The sequence below is a fragment of the Buchnera aphidicola (Sitobion avenae) genome (genome assembly GCF_005082585.1).
In the GTDB taxonomy this organism is placed as follows: Bacteria; Pseudomonadota; Gammaproteobacteria; order Enterobacterales; family Enterobacteriaceae; genus Buchnera; species Buchnera aphidicola_Z.
The window spans coordinates 98,698-119,572 of the sequence record NZ_CP034855.1 but is presented as its reverse complement, the minus strand read 5'-3'; the positions used below and the strand labels follow the sequence as shown (position 1 = coordinate 119,572).

Annotated in this window: 19 protein-coding genes, 1 tRNA gene and 1 pseudogene; 5 read left to right on the top strand and 16 right to left on the bottom strand. The window is 25.6% G+C overall.

The window, feature by feature from the left end:
• Window positions 1–903 precede the first annotated feature (903 nt).
• The 3 genes and pseudogenes from D9V77_RS03130 to D9V77_RS00565 all read right to left on the bottom strand — a co-directional run bounded on the left by D9V77_RS03130 (window position 904) and on the right by D9V77_RS00565 (window position 2,496).
• On the bottom strand, window positions 904–1,107 hold the full coding sequence (locus tag D9V77_RS03130; protein ID WP_261979276.1) for a hypothetical protein: 204 nt from the start codon (window positions 1,105–1,107) through the stop codon (window positions 904–906).
• Between the two features lie 185 nt (window positions 1,108–1,292).
• Window positions 1,293–1,799: pseudogene (locus tag D9V77_RS03165) on the bottom strand (Rnf-Nqr domain containing protein).
• 73 nt (window positions 1,800–1,872) lie between these two features.
• Window positions 1,873–2,496: a riboflavin synthase subunit alpha gene (locus D9V77_RS00565; protein WP_158338058.1), complete on the bottom strand. Its 624-nt coding sequence runs from the start codon at window positions 2,494–2,496 to the stop codon at window positions 1,873–1,875.
• Window positions 2,497–2,676: 180 nt separating this feature from the next.
• Here D9V77_RS00565 and D9V77_RS00560 point away from each other — a divergent pair.
• Both D9V77_RS00560 and tilS read left to right on the top strand, forming a co-directional pair.
• A tRNA-Val gene (locus D9V77_RS00560) sits at window positions 2,677–2,750 on the top strand.
• A gap of 31 nt (window positions 2,751–2,781) precedes the next feature.
• Window positions 2,782–4,104, top strand: a complete 1,323-nt coding sequence (tilS, locus tag D9V77_RS00555; RefSeq protein ID WP_158338056.1) for a tRNA lysidine(34) synthetase TilS — start codon at window positions 2,782–2,784, stop codon at window positions 4,102–4,104.
• 47 nt (window positions 4,105–4,151) lie between these two features.
• Here tilS and metG read toward each other — a convergent pair whose 3' ends face one another.
• From metG to smrB, 12 genes are all read right to left on the bottom strand, one after another.
• The gene (gene metG, locus D9V77_RS00550; RefSeq protein ID WP_261979295.1) at window positions 4,152–5,849 is read right to left on the bottom strand and encodes a methionine--tRNA ligase; all 1,698 of its coding nucleotides are present in this window, start codon (window positions 5,847–5,849) and stop codon (window positions 4,152–4,154) included.
• 101 nt (window positions 5,850–5,950) lie between these two features.
• Entirely contained in the window at window positions 5,951–6,532 is a 582-nt protein-coding gene (gene dcd, locus D9V77_RS00545; protein WP_158338052.1) for a dCTP deaminase, read from the bottom strand.
• Window positions 6,533–6,731: 199 nt separating this feature from the next.
• Entirely contained in the window at window positions 6,732–8,144 is a 1,413-nt protein-coding gene (gndA, locus tag D9V77_RS00540) for an NADP-dependent phosphogluconate dehydrogenase (RefSeq protein WP_158338050.1), read from the bottom strand.
• 345 nt (window positions 8,145–8,489) lie between these two features.
• Window positions 8,490–9,131, bottom strand: a complete 642-nt coding sequence (gene hisIE / locus D9V77_RS00535) for a bifunctional phosphoribosyl-AMP cyclohydrolase/phosphoribosyl-ATP diphosphatase HisIE (protein ID WP_158338048.1) — start codon at window positions 9,129–9,131, stop codon at window positions 8,490–8,492.
• Window positions 9,125–9,901 (bottom strand): imidazole glycerol phosphate synthase subunit HisF, encoded by a 777-nt coding sequence (hisF, locus tag D9V77_RS00530; RefSeq protein ID WP_158338046.1) that lies wholly within the window; start codon window positions 9,899–9,901, stop codon window positions 9,125–9,127. The genes hisIE and hisF overlap by 7 nt, the downstream gene beginning before the upstream one ends.
• Window positions 9,880–10,620 (bottom strand): 1-(5-phosphoribosyl)-5-[(5-phosphoribosylamino)methylideneamino]imidazole-4-carboxamide isomerase, encoded by a 741-nt coding sequence (gene hisA / locus D9V77_RS00525; RefSeq protein WP_158338044.1) that lies wholly within the window; start codon window positions 10,618–10,620, stop codon window positions 9,880–9,882. The genes hisF and hisA overlap by 22 nt, the downstream gene beginning before the upstream one ends.
• Window positions 10,621–10,624: 4 nt before the next feature.
• Complete coding sequence (hisH, locus tag D9V77_RS00520) at window positions 10,625–11,215, bottom strand: imidazole glycerol phosphate synthase subunit HisH (RefSeq protein WP_158338042.1); 591 nt, start codon at window positions 11,213–11,215, stop codon at window positions 10,625–10,627.
• Window positions 11,215–12,276 (bottom strand): bifunctional histidinol-phosphatase/imidazoleglycerol-phosphate dehydratase HisB, encoded by a 1,062-nt coding sequence (gene hisB / locus D9V77_RS00515; RefSeq protein ID WP_158338040.1) that lies wholly within the window; start codon window positions 12,274–12,276, stop codon window positions 11,215–11,217. Before hisB ends, hisH begins: the two co-directional genes overlap by 1 nt.
• Window positions 12,266–13,369, bottom strand: a complete 1,104-nt coding sequence (gene hisC, locus D9V77_RS00510; RefSeq protein ID WP_158338038.1) for a histidinol-phosphate transaminase — start codon at window positions 13,367–13,369, stop codon at window positions 12,266–12,268. The genes hisB and hisC overlap by 11 nt, the downstream gene beginning before the upstream one ends.
• On the bottom strand, window positions 13,366–14,673 hold the full coding sequence (gene hisD, locus D9V77_RS00505; protein WP_158338036.1) for a histidinol dehydrogenase: 1,308 nt from the start codon (window positions 14,671–14,673) through the stop codon (window positions 13,366–13,368). Before hisD ends, hisC begins: the two co-directional genes overlap by 4 nt.
• Window positions 14,674–14,681: 8 nt before the next feature.
• The gene (gene hisG / locus D9V77_RS00500) at window positions 14,682–15,581 is read right to left on the bottom strand and encodes an ATP phosphoribosyltransferase (RefSeq protein ID WP_158338034.1); all 900 of its coding nucleotides are present in this window, start codon (window positions 15,579–15,581) and stop codon (window positions 14,682–14,684) included.
• 371 nt (window positions 15,582–15,952) lie between these two features.
• Complete coding sequence (gene smrB, locus D9V77_RS00495) at window positions 15,953–16,513, bottom strand: endonuclease SmrB (RefSeq protein WP_158338032.1); 561 nt, start codon at window positions 16,511–16,513, stop codon at window positions 15,953–15,955.
• Between the two features lie 297 nt (window positions 16,514–16,810).
• Between smrB and aroC the strand changes: the two genes are divergently transcribed.
• From aroC to D9V77_RS00475, 3 genes are all read left to right on the top strand, one after another.
• A complete protein-coding gene (gene aroC / locus D9V77_RS00485; protein ID WP_158338030.1) occupies window positions 16,811–17,872 on the top strand; it encodes a chorismate synthase in 1,062 nt (353 codons plus the stop codon).
• A 591-nt stretch (window positions 17,873–18,463) separates the two neighbouring features.
• Window positions 18,464–19,348: a 4-hydroxy-tetrahydrodipicolinate synthase gene (gene dapA, locus D9V77_RS00480; protein ID WP_158338028.1), complete on the top strand. Its 885-nt coding sequence runs from the start codon at window positions 18,464–18,466 to the stop codon at window positions 19,346–19,348.
• A complete protein-coding gene (locus D9V77_RS00475; RefSeq protein WP_158338025.1) occupies window positions 19,326–19,586 on the top strand; it encodes a hypothetical protein in 261 nt (86 codons plus the stop codon). Before dapA ends, D9V77_RS00475 begins: the two co-directional genes overlap by 23 nt.
• Before the next feature lie 146 nt (window positions 19,587–19,732).
• Here D9V77_RS00475 and dapE read toward each other — a convergent pair whose 3' ends face one another.
• On the bottom strand, window positions 19,733–20,860 hold the full coding sequence (gene dapE / locus D9V77_RS00470; RefSeq protein WP_158338023.1) for a succinyl-diaminopimelate desuccinylase: 1,128 nt from the start codon (window positions 20,858–20,860) through the stop codon (window positions 19,733–19,735).
• Between the last annotated feature and the right edge of the window lie 15 nt (window positions 20,861–20,875).

Genomic DNA, 20,875 nt, shown 5'->3' with positions numbered 1-20,875 from the left:
TTATATTTATACATTCCCAACTAATTTGAATCATGATTTTTTTATTTTTAACATATATTTTTTAGATAAAAAAATTATTTCTCAAATGAGATTTGATTTTTTAAAATTATTTAAAGAAGTAGCTTTTGTAAAAACATCTAGAGTAATCTTTATGTCTTTTTTTTTATTTTTTAATCTTATTTTCATAATGAATAGTATAATACGTATAATTTTAAAAAAAATACACAGAGATTTTTTAAAATCATTAAGAAAAAACAAAAAAATCTCTTTAATTCTCATTGTTAATTATAAATTAAAAAGATATTAATAGTACTGCACATCTAATCACATCTGAATTGAATATATTTTGACTAATTCCACTATATAAAAATTTAGCTGCAATAATCGAAAAAAACCAATAATTATTATCTATCAAGAAAGCAAAAGAGGGTACTACTTGCTCCCAACTAAACTAAAGTTAACAATGAGGAATTATCTTGTAAATTAGTTTTAACTTTCTTAAAACGCATTTTCAAAAAACTAATTTCTAATAATAAAGAAATTAATATAGAAAATAAAATATATACTAAAACAGCACTGCCAAAAAATAAAACCTAATCATATTACCTGTAATATAAGTTATAATTACTAAAAATATTATTTTTCCAATACTAAAAATATGATATATAGAAGGAAAGTTCATTTTTTCTTATATGATGTATTGGTATGTAACACTGTGTTTTATACGTTCTATTGCATTTTTTGCACAAATTTTTTTGTTATCAATAATTTTTTATTATTTATTAATCTTTTTTTTTATTTTAATATAATTAGTGAAAGCATATAATAAAAAAATATTATAAACAGTATAAAATTTTTATAAAACGACATGTGTAAAACTAGAGGCACCAAAAATTGCATCTACTAGATAAAAGGAGTAGATTTTGAACATACAACACAAAATTTTTTCATCGATCTATACAACAATATATTTTTGTTCTTTTTTTCGTTTATATTATTAATGATTATATTTTTTTGAGACTTCTCTATATTCAACACATCTAACGTTTCTAATATAAAATTAGCACTACCAGGAATACACTTATCAAATTTTTCAGAATTTTTCACTATTTCTTGCTTCTAAGGACAACATCCGGAATATCCACATTGAGAGAATTAAGTTTGAGATAAAAATTCATAATTTTTTCTATATATCAGAATTTTTTTTTAATCGAAATTTATAGGGAGTAAAACTTAATATAATACCTAATAAAAATAAGAAGTATTAGCATAATGAAAATTTTATCAGAATTTTAAAAACCCATAAATATCATAGATATTAAACTCATAGTAATTAAAATAATAGGAGCACCTTGAAACATGTAAATAGATGTTAGATAATGCTATATACATTCGCGAATACAAAAAAAATAATCATTACTAAAATACATCTTAATGATACATTCGTTCTATACAGAACAGATTCTACAAATGTATAATTTAAATATAAACCAAAAAACAGAATAGCTAAAACTAGATAATTATTTATAATTAATGAAAAAAAAAATTCTAAAAAATAATCCTAAACAGGATTAGTATTACATAATACTTTTTCTAACAATTGAACACTTTCTGAAATAATCAGTACATAAGATATGATTCTCAAAAAAACTAAACTCAATGCTAATAAAATAAAAAAAATTAACATAACATAATAATACTGTTAATATAAATACAACAAAAGTAGTTACACAACTCATTTTTAAAGCAATTTTAATTTTACTTAAATCTCCTAAAAATACACAAAAATACACAAAAATAAAGAAATTTCACTAAAATGAAACGTTTCATTTATAATTTCTAAAATTGAAAAAAATAAATTTTTTTATACACTTATAAAACATACTTAATATTTTTATTAATCAAACGTTCTGTAGTATCTACAATTGTTTGAGTATAAAAATCAATTTCAATATTCATTAAACTTTTATTTTTTTTATTTTTTATAGTAGTAAATAGAAAAGTATGCGGTATAATATTAACGCAAAATTCATTTCCTATAATATCTCCAACGGTAAGGCTGATTCCATCAATACAAATAAACCCTTTATAAAAAATATACTTCATCAATAATGGGTTTTTCATTTTTAACCATATAATACAATTATCATCTAATTTTAATATTTTACAAATTTCAGCAGTATTCATAACATGACCGGATATTATATGGCCGCCAATTTCATCACCATACTTTACTGATCTTTCAATATTAACATGCTCTCCAACATTTAATATTCCTAAATTAGTGCTTTTTAATGTTTCATTTATAACGTCACAGATTATATACACATTATTGATAAATTTTACAGTCAAACAACATCCATTATGTGCTATTGAATCGCCTAATTTTAAATTTTTAGATAAAATAGATGGAAGTTTAACTGTATATCTATAATGTGTTTTTTTCTTATCTATAGACACAATAGTAGCAATTCCATTTACAATACCTGTAAACATAATATTTCCTTAGAATAATATTCTTTAATATATATGCATAAATTACTACATATATTACTAATAAACAAAATGAAAATATTTTTATATATCTCTGATATTTTATAAAAAATATTTGTATATTATACTAATAATAATATATAATTTAAATTATAAAAAAATCAAAAAAATTTTTAAATATTTACGTTCGTAGCTCAACTGGTTAGAGCACTACTATGACATGGTAGAGGTTAGTGGTTCAAGTCCACTCGGACGTATTAAAACAAAAAATTTATAGGTCATTTTTATTTGATAGAAAAAATTATTAGTAAATATAAAAAAAAATCATTTTTAATCGCTTATAGTGGCGGACTAGATTCTACCGTACTACTTTATCAACTACTAGAAATATCAAAAAAGTTTTATATTAACATACGCGCTATTCATATTAATCATAATCTTACTTCACTCTCTAGAAAATGGACAGAACATTGCAAGAAAATTTGCGATATAAATCATATCCCTTTAATTATTGAAAATATTGAAATCGATAATAAAAAAAATAATCTTGAAGAAAAATTAAGAGTAAAACGGTATAATATTATATACAATCATTTATTTTCTAACGAAATACTTCTTACTGGTCATCATATGAATGATCAGTGTGAAACATTAATTTTATCTTTAAAAAGAGGTAGTGGTCCTACTGGACTTTCTAGTATGTCTTTTGAAACTTTATTAGGCAATAAAAAAATAATCCGTCCTTTCTTAAAAAAAACAAAAAAAGAATTATTATTCTGGGCGAAAAAAAAAAAATTGCGCTGGATTGAAGATTTTAGTAATTTAAACATTGATTATGATCGTAATTTCATACGAAAGAAAATTATTCCTCTATTAGAGAAAAGATGGCCTTATTTTTTAAACAATTGTTTCCGTACTACTAAAATATGCCAAAAAGAAACTCGGCTACTAAATTACTTTCTTCATGAAAAAATTCATGATTGTATACAATACGACAATTCTTTAAATATTGAGAATTTCAAAAACACAACAAAAGAAATATGCACAGCATTAATTAGACATTGGATTTCATTAAAAAAAATAAAAATGCCATCATATAAAAATATTCAATGTATTTATCAACAAATGATTTTTAGTAAAACAGATGCAAGCCCGAAAATAATTTTAGGAAAACATGAGATAAGACGTTATAGAAAATCACTTTATTTTATAAAAACACAACCTAATCTTAGAAATACCTTGTTATTCTGGCACAATACGAAGATAAATCTAATACTTCCTAATGATTTAGGAAATCTAATAGAAGATACTAATGGTATTACAATTCCTGCCCCCGAAAATAATGAATTAATCAATATTCGTTTTCAATATGAAGGTTACGTTTTAATTTTAGGAAGGAATAAAAAAAGAAAAATAAAAAAAATTTGGCAGGAAAAGAAAATTCCTCCTTGGTTAAGGAATCAAATTCCACTATTATTTTATAATAATAATTTCATTAGCGCTTTAGGCGTATTTGTTATTAACACTAACAACAGAACTAAAAAAACTTGGACAATATCTTGGCAAAATAACTTAAGATTTAGCTATCAAAATTCATTTGAATTTTACTAAATTATTGATTAAATTTAATATTTATTACATTTAAGAAGAAAAATTTATTACTCTCTGCATAACTCAATAAGTTCATATATTTTCTTAATATCGATTCTTTTATATAAAGGAGTAAATTTATTTATTTTATGAGATAATAAGGGCTTTTTAATACTATCCCAAGTTAATGTTGTGTTCAAAAAAAACTCTGTTTTGTTTGCTAAATCAGGTGTTATCGGTTTTAAAAAGATCATAACAATTCTAAATAAATTAATGCCCATGGTGCAAATTTTTTGTAATTCAACAATATTTTTTTCTGTTTTTTCAATTTTCCATGGTTTTTTTTCATTAATATATTGATTTGCTACATCTAATAATCTCATAGACTCTCTTACAACAAAACTAAATTCACGATTTTCTAAAAAAATTGCAATATTGCTACTTGTATTGACAAAATCTTCATATAATTTAATATCACTTAATTTTTTAGATAAGTATCCATTAAAATATTTGTTAATAAAACTAGCATTTCTTGATGCTAAATTAACTAATTTATTTACAATATCACTATTTATTTTCCAAACGAAGTCTTTTAGATTAATTTCAATATCATGAACTTTATTAGATAACTTGCTCGCATAATAATAACGCAAGCTATCTGAATCGAAACATTTAATCCAATTGCTTGCTTTAATTAAAGCACCTCGTGACTTTGATAATTTCAGACCATTCATAGTAAGATACCCATGAACAAATATTCCACTAGGTTTTCTAAAAGAAGATGCTTCTAATATTGAAGGCCAAAACAAGGTATGAAAATAAATAATATCTTTTCCAATAAAATGATACAATTCACAATGAGATTTTTTATCCCAAAATTCATTAAAATTTAACTTTGTATTTTTAAAACAAAGATTTTTAAATGCACTCATATAACCAATAGGAGCATCCAGCCAAACATAAAAATATTTATCAGAATGTTTTGGAATTTTAAATCCAAAATAAGGTGCGTCTCGAGAAATACCCCATGATTTTAAACCTTCTTTAAACCATTCTTCTGTCTTTTTAATAACTGAAGATTCTAAAACGCCAGAATGTATCCATTTTTTCAACATCTCACTAAAAAAAGGCAAATCGAAATACAAATGTTTTGTATTCTTTAAAATAGGTTTTTTTCCGGAAATAACAGATATGGGATTAATTAAATCCAAAGGTTCATAAGTTGCACTACATATTTCGCAATTATCACCATATTGATTTTTAGATTTGCAAATAGGACAAGTGCCTTTTATAAATCGGTCTGGAAGAAATATTTTTTTTATATTATCATAAAACTGAACAATGTTTTTTTCTTTAATAAACCCTTTTTCATTTAAACATGTAAAAATTTTTCTTGATAAATATAAATTTTCTAAACTATGAGTTGAATAATAATTATCATGTGAAATTTTAAAATTTAAAAAGTCTCTTTGATGTTCTTTTCTCATCTTTTTAATTAATTCGTTTGAAGATATTCCTAAATCTTCAGATTTTAACATTATAGCAGTACCGTGCGCGTCATCAGCAGACACAAACCATACTTCATGACCATGCATTCTATGATAACGAACCCAAATATCTGCTTGAATATGTTCTAACATATGACCAATATGAATAGAACCATTTGCATAAGGTAAGGCACAGGTAACTAAAATTTTTCTAAGTACACTTTGCATAATATTATAATTTTTTTTAAAATAAAGAGTGTGATATAGAAAAGAATCAATAATAAAACTATTTTTAATTAAAATAAATAGTTTTTTTCAAAATAAACTTATTCAATAAACAAAAAAATATAGGTATAAATAAAAATCTTTCGTAATAAAGTTTATTCCTCATCAATCCGGCTAGGTACTACTCCATTTTGACTTTTGTATTTAGCTTCCTGCCTTAAATTATAGGGGCGTAAAACTGATTGGGACAACATTTCAAAACTTAATGCTGCAACTTTTATTTGAGGATGTAGTACGAGAGTTAATTTGCCCGCATTAAACATTTCTAAAACAATATTACCCTTCCATCCAGGATCAATACGATGTGCAGTAGCATGAATCATTAATCCTAAACGCGCTAAAGAAGAACGTCCATCTAACCAACCTACTAAATTATTAGGGATTGTAATATTTTCGAAAGTAGATGATAATACTAAAGAACCTGGTTGTAAAAATAAAGGTTTTTCTTTAGAAAAAATTATTTCATCACTCATAATGTCTGTTAATGCTAATGAAGTATTTATTTTAGAATCACTTAAATTAATACAAGATTTAGTGTTTTCATGAAAAAATCGAAACTTATTACCAAGATGTATATCAACAGTAATTCCACTAATTAACTTTTTCTCAGGATAAGGCTCAATAATTAAATCTTTTCTTTCCAACCATTCTTCAATATCTTTATCACATAAACGCATTTTTATGCCTGCAATATAACTATGTTATCAGTCAAGAATAAATATTATAAAATAAATAAAAAATATATTCAGTAACAAATAGTATTTAATAGCAGAGATATTTTGTAACATCTTCTGCTATTTTCATTTTCAATCATAAATTACTAGATATCATATAAGAAACATTATTTTGATATATAAATATTGATAAACCTCAAGACTATTTTTTTATTAACCAATTTGTATGGAAGTAACCGGGTTTATCTATTCTTTGATAAGTATGTGAGCCAAAATAATCTCTTTGAGCTTGAATAAGATTAGCTGGCAACTGTAATGCTCTATAACTATCATAATACGATATTGCTGCAGAAAAAGTTGGTACAGAAATTCCATATTTTATCGCATAGATAACAATTTTTCGCAATGAACTTTGATATTCATTAGATATTTTTGAAAAGTAGGGTGTTAATAACAAATTCACTATATTTTTATTTTGAGAATATTCTTCTGTTATTTTTTCTAAAAAATTAGCTCTGATAATACATCCAGCTCTAAAAATTTTAGCAATTTCACCATATTTTAAATTCCAATTATATTTTTCTGAAGATCTTTTTAACTGAGAAAATCCTTGAGCGTAAGAAATTATTTTTCCTAAATATAAAGCTCGTCTGACTTCTTCAATAAAACTACTTTTATCTTTAATAGATGTTTTTATATCAGGTCCTTTTAATATTTGAGATGCAATTATACGTTGTTCTTTAAGAAAAGATAAATAACGTGAAAAAACAGATTCAGTAATTAATGAAAGAGGTTCTCGTAATTCTAAAGCATTTTTACTAATCCATTTTCCAGTACCTTTATCTTCAGCCTTATCTAAAATTAAATCTATTAAATACTCATCATTTTTATCTTTTTTAAGAAAAATATTTTTTGTTATTTCAATTAAATAACTATTTAACTCTCCTTTATTCCACTCATGAAAAGTAGAGGATAATTCTTCATTGTTCATATTCAACAAATATTTTAATAAAAAATAGGATTCTGCAATTAACTGCATATCACCGTATTCAATACCATTGTGTACCATTTTGACATAATGACCAGCACCATTCGGACCAATATAGCTTACACATGATTCACCTTGAAATTTTGCAGATATTTTTTGCAACATAGGAGCTACTAACTTATATGCTTCTTTTTGACCTCCTGGCATGATAGAGGGGCCATTTAATGCTCCTAATTCACCTCCAGAAACTCCCATTCCAATAAAATTAATACCGTATTTAGATAATTCATCATTTCTCCGAATAGTATCCTTGTAAAAAGTGTTACCCGCATCAATTAATATATCTTCTTTTTCTAAATAAGGCATAATTAACTTAATCGTTTCATCAGTAGCTCGTCCAGCTTGAACCATTAATAAAATACACCTAGGTTTTAGAAGTGAGTCCACAAAACCTTTCATAGAAAAATATGGAAAAATATTTTTGTTCTTATTTTGATTAATTACTTCTTCTGTTATTGAACGTGTTCTATTAAATATAGATACACTATAATTTTTACTTTCAATATTTAACGCTAAATTTCGTCCCATTACTGCCATTCCTACTACGCCAATTTGTTGTTTTGACATTTTTCCCCCAGTAAATTCTACTGAATAAAGATTCAATAATAATTTTTAAGAATTAATATATTCTATTTAATTTTCGAAACAGTAAATAATATTACTAATATTTTCAATATTTGGTTAATATAAAATAAAGTGTTAAAAGAATATTTTAATTGATGTGAAATAAAAACTAAAAAAATTATATTTATCTTTGATTTGAAAAAAGGAAAATTTACTTGTCTAGTATCCAATAATTTTTTCAAAGTAAATATTATTTTTTTAAAAATAACATACAATTGTATAAATTTTATTATATTAAAATTGAAATATTATAAATCTGTTCAATAGATATTTTATAATTTTATAAAATTAATTATTTTCAATATTAACAATCAATTCTTTTTTTCTTCTTTTTTTTAAATTATCAAGAACTAAATTTAAACTTATATTTTGATCATGTAATAATACAATTAAATGATAAATTAAATCTGAAGATTCATTAATTAATTCTTTTCGATCTTTCTTCATAGCTGCTAATATTGTTTCTATAGCTTCTTCACCTACTTTTTGTGCTATACGACTTGTTCCTGATTTATACAAACTAGATGTATATGAATTATTTAAAAATTTATCTTTTCTATTCTCTATAATTTTTTCCAATTCAAATAAAAAGTTTATATTATATTTTTTTAAAAAAAAGCAACTTGTATTGCCTAAATGACATGTTTTTCCTGTAGGTTCCGCTAAAATTAATAATGTATCATGATCACAATCTGTACCAATTTCAATTACTTTTAAATAATTACCTGATATTTCTCCTTTAGTCCATAAACAATTTCTAGTACGAGAATAAAACGTTACTAAACCATCTTTTTGGGTTTTTAATAAAGCATCTTTATTCATATATCCATGCATTAAAATTTCATTTGAAGAATAATCTTGTATAATCGCAGGAATCATGCCATTAGTTTTTTTCCAATTGAGATTTAATAAATCATGTTGTTTTAACACTCTCTAATCTCCATTCCCCGTGTAATTAAAAATTTTTTTAATATTCTTATATCTACTATTTTTTTATGAAAAACAGATGCGGCTAATACTCCATCAACATTAGAACAATGAAGGGCTTCATAAAAATGTTCTATATTGCCTGCGCCACCAGATGCAATTAAAGGAACTTTACATATTTTTCTTATTTTACTCAAATGTGCAAGATCATAACCCTTTTGCAATCCATCTTTATTCATCATATTTAAAACAATTTCACCAGCGCCTTTTTCTTGCACTTTTTTTACCCAATCAGATGTTTTCCAACAAGTTTGATAAGTTTTACTAACATCTCCGGTGTATTGTTGTACCATATATGAATCTTTTGCTTTGTCAAACCAAGAATCAATTCCAACTACCGTACACTGTACACCAAAACGTTCTGAAATTTTTGTAATTAAATTAGGATCTATTAATGCTGAAGAATTAATCGATATTTTATCTGCACCACTAGATAAAATACTTTTTGCATCTTCTACACTTTTAATACCTCCGGCCACACAAAATGGAATATTTATTACTTCAGCAATTTTTTCTATCCAATTTCGATCAACTAATTTATTCTTTGTAGAAGCAGTTATATCATAAAATACCAGTTCATCTATACCTTCTTGCGCGTAACGTTTGGCTAATGGTACAATATCACCTACAATTTCATGATGTTGAAATTTAACTCCTTTTACTACTACACCATTATTAACATCAAGACATGCTATGATTCGTTTTGCCAACATCTGAAGGCCTCTTCTATCGTAAATTTTTTTTCTAATAAACTACGCCCAATAATAATACTTTTAATACCACTTTTCTTCAAAGAAATAATGTCTTGTAATGTCGCAACTCCTCCAGATGCTTGAAAATTTATATTTTTAAAAGAACTAGTAATTTCTTTATACAAAGCAACATTTGGTCCTAAAAGAGTTCCGTCTTTCGAAATATCTGTACATAATACATGCTTTAATCCACTCGGTAAGAAATATTCAATAATTTCTTCTAAAAGAAAATTAGTTTTTTTTTGCCAACCATTAATATATATTTCTTTTTTATTATCATTATTAATCTGCACGTCTAATGCTAAAACAATTACATCTGAACCATATATTTTTAACCATTTTTTCACTTTTTCTTTGTTTTGTATACTAGAAGAACCAATCACTATTCTTGTAGCTCCCAACTCGAGAAACATATTAATATCTTTTGTAGTCCTTATTCCTCCACCTATTTGAATGGGCATAGTAGTCTGAGATAATATCTTCTTAAATAATTCTATTTGTCTATTATGAATATTTTTTGCTCCATCTAAATCTACTAAGTGAACAATGTTAATTCCTTTTAATCTGTATTCTTCTAAACAATAAGCTAAATTTATATCATAATTTTTTTTATTTAAATAATTACCTTGATATAAACGTACTGCTTTCCCATTAATTAAATCAAATGCAGGAATAATCATGATATTATATCTCCAAAAAATTTTTCAATAATTTAGCGCCTATATCTCCAGATTTTTCTGGATGAAATTGAACACCGAAAAAATTATTTTTTTGTACAACTGAACTAAAATCAACACCATAATTAGTTGTAGATAATGTGTATTTATTAATTGGAACTATATAACTATGAACAAAATAAAATCTAGAATTATTTGGTATATTTTTAAATAAAGGATGTGTTTTACTGAATGTAATTTGATTCCATCCAATATGAGGTAATGGTAAATTATTAGTTTTTAAACGCAATACAGAAGATTTAATTATACCCATTGTTTTTACACCATTACATTCTTCACTAAAATCACAAAGAAGTTGCATTCCTAGACATATCCCTAATATTTTTTGTTTACATTCGCGAATAATATGAATTATATTTTTTTTAGATAAAATACTCATTACTGCAGAAGCAGTACCTACTCCTGGCAAAAAAATCTTTTTAGATTTTGAGATTTTAGACAATTCAGAAGTTATTATAGAATCATAACCTAAATTTTTAACTGCCACTTGTATTGATTTTAAATTAGCACAACCCGTATCTACTATTACTATATCCATTATAAAATCCCTTTTGAAGTTGGTAATACATTTCCTTCTATTTTAATAGCTTGACGTAATGTACGTCCAAAAACTTTGAATAAACTTTCAATACAATGATGATCGTTTTTTCCTTCAGCGTATAAATGAAGTGTAATTTTCATGGAATAACAAAGAGAATAAAAAAAATGTTCAACCATATCAGTATTAAGATCACCAACCATTTTATGATTAAAATTAGCTTTAAAATTTAAATAAGGACGATTTGATATATCCATAATACAATTCGATTTACTTTCATCCATGGGTAAATAAAAACCAAATCTACCAAGACCATTTTTTTGTCCTAAAGCCTTTAATAATGCTTCACCTAATACAATACCGGTATCTTCTATTGTATGATGATCATCAATATAAAGATCACCTTCTGTATGAATGCTCATACAAATACCACTATGTACTGATAACTGTTCTAACATATGATCGAAAAACTTTATTCCAGTATTAATTTTACTTTTTTCTTCTAAATCTAACCAAACTTGAATACGAACTTTAGTTTCTTTTGTTTCTCTAAAAATTTCAGAATGTCTATTGTATTTTATAATATATTTTTCAATATCAATCCAATTACATACATCTTCTTTATATTGAATTCCTTTTATTTTAAGATTTTCTGATAATTCCATATCGGTATCTCGATCACCAATTACATAACTATTTTTTCGATCTATTTTATTTAACCATGGTTTTATCATATTTATTTTTGGTTTTCGACATGTACAATTATCATCTAAAAAATGAGGGCAAATTAATATATCATCAAATATTATCCCTTCTGAATGAAAAATTTTTAACATAAACGTATGAGGAATATTAAAATCTTCAAAAAGAAAATTTTTGCTACCAAGACCATCTTGGTTAGTAACCATAATTAATTTATAATCCATTGCAATTAATTTTCGTAATGAAGAAATTACATTTTTTTTAAATACTAATTTATTCATTGAATCTACTTGACGAGTATTAAATGGTTCATCAATTAATGTACCGTCTCGATCAATAAACAATATTTTATTTTTCACTTATTTTCCCTTCAAATATTTCTTTAGAAAAAATTTTAAGTTCTTTAATTAAACGCAAAGATTCTAAATGTGTTCCTATTGAAATCCTTATACAATTTTTTAAATTAATTTTATTATTCTGATTTCTTAAAATGACCCCTTTGTCCCATAAATTTTGAAAAACTTGTTTAAACATAAAAAATTTTACTAATATATAATTAGCATTACTTTCAAATACTTTTTCTACACAATGAATATTTTTTAATTGATCAATTAACCAAATACGATTATTATTGGAATCTAGCACTCTATCCTGCATTAATTTAATATAAGGTATTTCTAAAGATTGAACTGCAATATCAGAAACAGGTGCAGATATCGGATAAGGACTAATTACTTTATTTAAAATATCAATGACTTCTTTATTTGCTAAAGTAAAACCACATCTTATTCCAGCTAAAGCAAAAGCTTTAGATAGTGTTCTTAAAATAACTAAATTCGGATATTTTTTTAAGTAATTTGTCATGCTTTCTTTTGGAGAAAACTCAATATATGCTTCATCGATTACTACTAAAGAATGACCTAAAGTTATCTTCAGTAACGAGATGAGATCTTGTTTTAAAAGAATATTTCCAGTGGGATTATTAGGATTACAAACATAAACTAATTTTACTCTACTTAAATTTAATTGAATATTTGACAAATCTAATTGCCAAGTATTTTTAATAGTAGGGATTTCTTTAATTTCAACACCATGTATTTCTGCATTTACTCTATACATATCATAAGTAGGAGGACAATACATAATTGCATCTTGTCCTGGCTCGCAAAACGCTTTTATTAATAATTCAATTCCTTCATCAGCACCTCTTGTCACTAAAATTTGATTGCAAGATAAATTCGTATAATTAGCATAAGAAGATATTACATTAATAGGTTGACATTCTGGATAACGATGAAATGATTTTTTTTTTGATTCAAAAAAAACAGGTTTAGATGATTCATTAGCATTTAATAAAATATCACCATGTCCTCCTCCAATACGTCTTGCAGATTGATAAGGTATCAATCTTTGTACATTACTTCTTGCTAATTTTAAAATATTAATACTCATATTTTCTCCTTTAAAAAATCTACCCGAATTTTTACGGCGTTCTTGTGCGCGTCCAATTTTTCTGCTGAAGATAAAATTTGAAGAGTATTTGACAATTTTATAAGTCCTTGAGGTGTTAACTCTTGTATTAATACACGTTTTTGAAAATCAGACAACCCTAAAGAAGAATTGGAAATAGATTTTCCATATGTTGGTAAAACATGATTTGTACCAGATGCATAATCACCGGCAGATTCAGGAGACCATAAACCTAAAAAAATAGAGCTGGCATTGGAGATATAATGAAGTACTTCTCTAGGTGATTTTGTTTGAATAATTAAATGTTCAGGTCCGTATATATTAGATATTTTAATACATTCTGATAAATTTTCTGTAATAATAATTGGACTGTTTTTTAATACCATTAAAATTTCTGGTAATCTAGAAAAATTACTTGATTGTTTGTCAAGCGATAAAATAACTTTTTTTGCTAATTCAATACAGGGTGTTAATAAAATAACTTGAGAAGACATGCCGTGTTCAGCTTGTGATAACAAATCAGCAGCAATAAAATCTGGATTAGCACTATTATCAGCAATAATTAATAATTCTGAAGGTCCTGCCAACATGTCTATTGCTGTTCCGTTAAAAATAGAACTGACTTGTAATTTTGCTTCTGTAACATAAGCATTACCTGGACCAAAAATCTTATCTACTTTAGGAATAGTCTCCGTACCTAACGAAAGAGCAGCTATAGCTTGAGCACCTCCTACTTGAAAAATATTATTAATTCCACATACATGAGCTGTATAGAGAATTTCATTACTAATCGGAGGAGGAGAACATAAGATAATTTCTTTACAACCTGCAATTTTAGCAGGTATTGCTAACATTAATACTGTGGAAAATAAAGGAGCAGTTCCTCCAGGAATATAAATTCCTATAGAATTTAAAGGTAAATGAATTTGCTGACAACGAACTCCAATTTCTGTTTCAATGTCTATTGTTGAAGAAATTTGAGCTTTATGAAAGAGCATAATATTTTTTTTTGCAATTGCAATTGAATTTTTTAAAACATCATTCAAGTAAAGTTCAGATGAAATGATTTTTTTTTCAGCAACTTGAAACTCATTTACGTCTTGTTTATCAAATAAAAAAGTATATTTTTTTAATGCTTTATCACCTGAATTTCTAACATTTTTTATAATTTCTTTAACAGTTTTTTTAATAATACCACTTTCTTTTAAAAAAGGTCTTGATAATATTTTTTTTTGTTCTTTAGAGTTTAATTTATTCCAATAAATCATATTTTTAAAATATTTCATTATAGTTTTTACTCCATCATTTTTTCAATTGGTAAAACTAAAATTGAACTAGCTCCTAATGCTTTTAATTTTTCCATCGTTTCCCAAAATAGTGTTTCACTACTTACCATATGCATTGCTACTCGATTATCATCACCTGCTAATTTTAAAATAGTCGGTCTTTCTGCTCCGCGTAATAAAGATATAACTTCTTCTAATTTCTTTATAGGAGCATGTAACATAATATACTTAGATTCACGTGCCTTAATTACACCTTTAATACGAGTCATTAGTTTATTAATAACTTCTGTTTTAATAGCATTAATCTTTCCAATTTTGCAAATAAGACATGCATGAGAATGATAAACTACTTGCACCTCACGTAAACCATTGGCTTCTAATGTTGCACCTGTAGAAACTAAATCACAAATAGCATCTGCGAGACCAGCTCTAGGTGCCACTTCTACTGATCCATTTAACATGCAAGATTTAAAAGAAATATTTTTTTCATCTAAATATTTTTTTAATAAATGAGGGTATGAAGTAGCTATTCTAATATCCTTCAAGGATTTTATATTAGAATATACAGTGTTTACGGGAAGTGCTAAAGATAATCGGCATACTCCAAAATCAAGGCGTCTTAAAGTAGTATAAGCATATTCTGATCTTTGTGATATTCGTTTTAACAATTCTTCTTCAAGTACATTTTCTCCAACTATTCCTAAATCTACTACACCATCCATCACTAATCCTGGAATATCATCATCACGAACTAACATTACATCAATAGGCATATTTTCAGCAAAAGCTATTAATTTTTGTTGTTTTAAATTAATCTTAATACCGCAAGATGTTAACAACCTAATAGAATCATTGCTTAAACGACCGGTTTTTTGCATCGCTATCCGTACACGATTATTATCAAACATATTTAAAATCCTTTAAAATTCTTTATATTATGTAAAAAAATTGAAAATTTTACTTTTTTAAAAATAAAAAAACCCAAAAATAAAGGGTTTTTAAAATAATATCTTCCTATAATACTGAAAAAATATAATAGTTAAATTACTTGAATAACACAAATAATGTTGTCGTAAAGATTAATTATAATATATAAAAATTATTGATAACAGTTTAGTTTTAAAGATTTTTATTAAAACGTTTTTTAGATAAAGAATTTGTAACAACTATTATTGTTTAATTTTTAAGAATTGTTTTATTGATGTTAAAAAATATATTTATGATGTTTTTGAAAAAATGAAAGTTCTATTTTATATATTGATATGCTTAGTTTAATTTTCTAATTAAAATATTTATAATTGTTTTTTTTAGAGTTAATTTCAATTATAACTATGATTGCAGCATCACTTCCAAAAAATTTAGGAGCTTCATGGAAAGCTATAATGTCTGGATGTTGAGATAACCAAAAAGGTGTTTGTTGTTTTAAAATACGTTTGCCATATCCGTGCATAATATGAGCGCAAAAAATATTTTCTTTTTGACATATTGCAATTAATTTGCCTAATGCTTGCTGTGCTTGATGTTGTGTCAATCCATGCAAATCAAGAAAAATACCTGGATTATACTTTCCTTTTTTCAGGTTTTTTAAGATATTATGCAAATTTTGATGACGAATATAAGAGACAGGATTATCTTTAAATAAATCTTTTTTACTTCTACAAGAAAAATAATGACTGTGGGCGTTTTGTTCAAAAAAAGTGCGCTGAGATACTATAGTAGTATTATTTTTTTTATGAATTCGAGAATGAAAAATAGTATCTTGTACTATTTCACGAGTACCATTTAACCATTGACGAAATAAAATATTTGAACTAATAGTATTTCGGCTATTTTTATTCATAATTATTTGTTACCAATAATATTAATTAATTGAAAAATTTTAAATATACACACTCTAATTAATTTTTTTAATTATATATCTATTTTTATTAATTATATAATTTAGTTTTTGTAAAAACAACAAATAAAAAAAATTATTGTCAATAAATTATATAATAAATAAACAGTTTTTATTATTTTTAAAATTTTTTAAAAATAAAAGAAATATCAATAATTTAAAAAATAAAAAGATCATTTTTTTTTATTTATTCTGTATAGTTATATTATTTCATTTTAACAATTATAGAAGAATAAAAAAATGTCTGGAAACACAATTGGCAAAATATTTTGCGTGACTACTTTTGGCGAATCGCACGGAGAAGCGTTAGGATGCATAGTTGATGGAACACCACCAGGTTTTGAATTATCTTGTGAAGATTTACAACATGATTTAAATCGTAGAAGACCAGGTTCTTCTCGTTATACAACTCCACGACGTGAATTAGATACAATTCATATACTTTCTGGTGTATTTAATGGTATTACAACTGGTACTAGTATTGGTTTAATCATTTATAATAGTGATCAACGTTCTGAAGACTATGATGATATAAAAAATTTATTTCGACCAGGACATGCTGATTATACTTATGAAAAAAAATATGGAATACGAGACTATCGTGGTGGAGGTAGATCTTCTGCTCGTGAAACTACCATGCGAGTTGCAGCAGGTGCTATCGCAAAAAAATACCTGAAAAATAAATATGGAATAAACATACGAGGATATTTATCAGCAATGGGGGATATCAAATGTTCTTTTAAATCTTGGGAAGAAGTGGAAAAAAATCCTTTTTTCTGTTCTAACATCGAAAAAATTTCAGAACTCGAAACCCAAATTAAACATTTAAAAAAAACAGGTGATTCTATTGGAGCTGAAATCACAATTGTTGCTGAAAATATTCCTATAGGACTTGGAGAACCAGTGTTTGATCGTCTTGATGCTGATTTAGCGCATGCTTTAATGAGTATCAATGCTGTGAAAGGAATAGAAATTGGAGATGGATTTTCAGTAATAAGTCAAAAAGGAAGTGAACATCGTGATGCAATTACACCAAGCGGATTTTCAACTAATCATGCTGGTGGTATTTTAGGTGGTATAAGTAATGGTGAACAAATTTTATTAAAAGTAGCATTTAAACCTACATCAAGTATTCGAAAAGCAGGAAACACAATTAATAAAAATAATGAAAAAGTTCAAATAATTACTAAAGGTCGACATGATCCATGTGTAGGATTACGAGGTGTTCCAATAACTGAAGCAATGGTAGCAATTGTATTAATGGATCACTTGCTAAGATTTCGAGCACAATGCAGCACGTAATATTGTAAATAATATTATAATGCTACTAAATGACTATTTCTTTAGTAGCATGATCAATAATAAAAAATTTAAGTCTTAATATTATTTATTAACAAGTAGTAATTTTTTAATAACACAAAAATTAATTCTTAATATTTATATCTTTTTATTTTTAAAAAATTCTATTTTTTCTATAATATTAAAATCTTGCATTATACAATCCAAAGTTATAAATTTATAATAGAAATGCAGTTTTTATTCTAAAAATTAATATTAACTGTATTCTTAGTCTAGTTAGATAAAATAAATTTGTATAATAGTACTAGATATAATCATTTTTATGATACAAAGTATTACTAATAATGATAAAACAGATATTATTCTGACTAGATTTTTTGATATTAATTAAATTTAATTTTAAATTAAATATAAAATATTTTTTATTATATTAAATCATTAATATTTTATAATATAGAGTGTGTTCTATAATATTTTCATGTTCATAATAAAACTATATTTTTCTTGAAATATTACGTTCATAATTTCTATATACTTTGCTTTTAAAATGTGTCAAAAATCCCATAAAATATTTTTTATGGAGGAGGACAACTAATGTTTAAAGGAAGTATTGTTGCACTAATTACACCAATGGATGAAAAAGGTCAAATTTGTCGTACTAGTTTAAAAAAGTTGATTAATTATCACGTTGTTAATAAAACTCAAGCTATTGTTTCTGTTGGAACTACGGGAGAATCTGCAACACTCAGTCAAGAAGAACATATACACGTCGTTATGCTTACTTTAGAATTATCTGATGAACGTATTCCAATTATTGCAGGTACAGGAGCAAATGCTACAACAGAAGCTATCTCTTTAACAAAAAGATTTGAGAAATCTGGTATTTCAGGTTGTCTAACTGTTACACCATATTATAATAGACCTACTCAAGAAGGATTGTATCAACATTTTAAAGCTATTTCAGAACATACTGAATTGCCACAAATTTTATATAATGTTCCCAGTCGTACTGGATGTGATTTACTTCCAGAGACAGTTGCCAGGTTATCTCAATTAAAAAATATAATAGGTATTAAAGAAGCAACTGGCGATTTATCAAGAATTAATAAAATAAAAGAATTAGTTCAAAATGATTTTTTATTAATTAGTGGAGATGATGCAACAGCGTTAGATTTTATGCAATTAGGCGGTCAAGGTGTAATATCAGTTACAGCAAATATTGCTGCAAAAGAAATGAGGAAAATGTGTTCATATGCATTAAAAGGAGATTTTATTAGTGCACGATCTGTAAATAAACGTTTAATGTTATTACATGAAGCACTATTTATAGAACCCAATCCTATCCCTATAAAATGGTTAGCTAAAAAAATAGGGTTAATAAAACATGATACACTGCGTTTACCAATGACTCCTATTTTAGATTCCACTTGCTTCAAACTTGAAAAAGCAATTCAATATGCCAATCTTAAAACATTATAAAAAATTTTTAAAAATTATAATAACATTTCAAATGTTAAATACACTTTTCATAACATCTTGCACACTAAAAGATTTTAAAAGAAGTCAGAGTGTTAATTCTGATAACATAAGACATCAATTTAGAAAATTAATTATTCCAGAAGGAATTAATATTCCTGATGAAAATAAAGATTATAGTATTCCTTATACGGATAAAGATTTAGAAAAAAAAGATTTTGATATATTTCCTCCTGCATAAAATGTATAATATTGTGGAAATAATATAACAGTATTTAAAAAATTTTGAATTAAACATTTATTTATAGTAATTGTTGCAGACTATCTCTATGATATTCTGCATCATTTATAATAAACAATTATCATCATGCTTTTTATTTTTAAAAATTAAACTAGTAATTCCTTCATAATATCTTTATACATATAACTCAATAATTGTAAATCAGATATTTTTACACATTCATTGACTTTATGAATTGTACTATTAACTAATCCAAGTTCAACTACTTCAGCGCCCATTAAAGAAACAAAACGACCATCAGAAGTTCCACCAGAAGTAGATAAAATAGGTTTTTTTTTGTTAACATGAAAAACAGATCGTATTACAGCATCTAATAATATACCTTTTTTAGTAAGAAAAGGTTTTCCTGAAAAAAGCCATTTTAAAGAGTAATTAATATTATTTTCTTCTAGTATATCAACTATTTTAGATTGAATTTCTGTTTCAGAAATTTCTGTGCTAAATCGAATATTAAACTGAACAAATAGAGAGCCTGGAATAACATTATTAGCTCCATCTCCTGCACGAATATTTGCAATATTTATACTACTAGGTAAAAAAAAATCATTTCCATCATCTAATTTCATAGACAATATTTTCAAAATAATAGGCAAACCTTTATGTATTGGATTGTCGGCTAAATCAGGATATGCAATATGTCCTTGTATTCCATAAATAATTAAATTAGCTGTGATTGAACCACGTCGACCATTTTTTATAACATCACCAACTATAGTATCACTAGAAGGTTCTCCTACTAAACAATAATCAATCATATCATTTTTAGACATCAAGTATTCTACTACTTTGATCGTACCATTAACTGCAGTAGATTCTTCATCTGAAGTAATAAGAAAAGATAAACGTCCTTTATGATTTGGAAATTCACTTATAAATTTTTCAGCTGCAACAATCATAGCAGCCAAAGCACCTTTCATATCTACAGATCCACGACCAAATAAAAACCCATCTCTAATTACTGGTTTGAAAGGATCATCATGCCAATCTTCATATTGACCTGGTGAAACCACATCTGTATGTCCTGCAAATGTTAATGTTTTTCCAATACCTCTAAATGCCCAAAAATTTTTTGTGTTATTAATATTAATTACTTTAACTGTAAATCCTACTGCACATAAACGTTTTATAATAATATCTTGACAACCTAAATCTTTTGGACTTATAGATGGAATAGAAATTAGTTTTTGTGCTAATTTAGTAATTGAACAAATCATACATTTTCCTGATTT

Coding starts and splice junctions, on each gene's coding strand:
- D9V77_RS00565 (WP_158338058.1), bottom strand. CDS start 2,496: ATGTTTACAGGTATTGTAAATGGAATTGCTACTATTGTGTCTATAGAT.
- hisD (WP_158338036.1), bottom strand. CDS start 14,673: ATGAAATATTTTAAAAATATGATTTATTGGAATAAATTAAACTCTAAA.
- hisC (WP_158338038.1), bottom strand. CDS start 13,369: ATGAGTATTAATATTTTAAAATTAGCAAGAAGTAATGTACAAAGATTG.
- smrB (WP_158338032.1), bottom strand. CDS start 16,513: ATGAATAAAAATAGCCGAAATACTATTAGTTCAAATATTTTATTTCGT.
- dapA (WP_158338028.1), top strand. CDS start 18,464: ATGTTTAAAGGAAGTATTGTTGCACTAATTACACCAATGGATGAAAAA.
- hisA (WP_158338044.1), bottom strand. CDS start 10,620: ATGATTATTCCTGCATTTGATTTAATTAATGGGAAAGCAGTACGTTTA.
- hisG (WP_158338034.1), bottom strand. CDS start 15,581: ATGTTTGATAATAATCGTGTACGGATAGCGATGCAAAAAACCGGTCGT.
- dcd (WP_158338052.1), bottom strand. CDS start 6,532: ATGCGTTTATGTGATAAAGATATTGAAGAATGGTTGGAAAGAAAAGAT.
- gndA (WP_158338050.1), bottom strand. CDS start 8,144: ATGTCAAAACAACAAATTGGCGTAGTAGGAATGGCAGTAATGGGACGA.
- dapE (WP_158338023.1), bottom strand. CDS start 20,860: ATGATTTGTTCAATTACTAAATTAGCACAAAAACTAATTTCTATTCCA.
- D9V77_RS00475 (WP_158338025.1), top strand. CDS start 19,326: ATGCCAATCTTAAAACATTATAAAAAATTTTTAAAAATTATAATAACA.
- hisH (WP_158338042.1), bottom strand. CDS start 11,215: ATGGATATAGTAATAGTAGATACGGGTTGTGCTAATTTAAAATCAATA.
- hisF (WP_158338046.1), bottom strand. CDS start 9,901: ATGTTGGCAAAACGAATCATAGCATGTCTTGATGTTAATAATGGTGTA.
- aroC (WP_158338030.1), top strand. CDS start 16,811: ATGTCTGGAAACACAATTGGCAAAATATTTTGCGTGACTACTTTTGGC.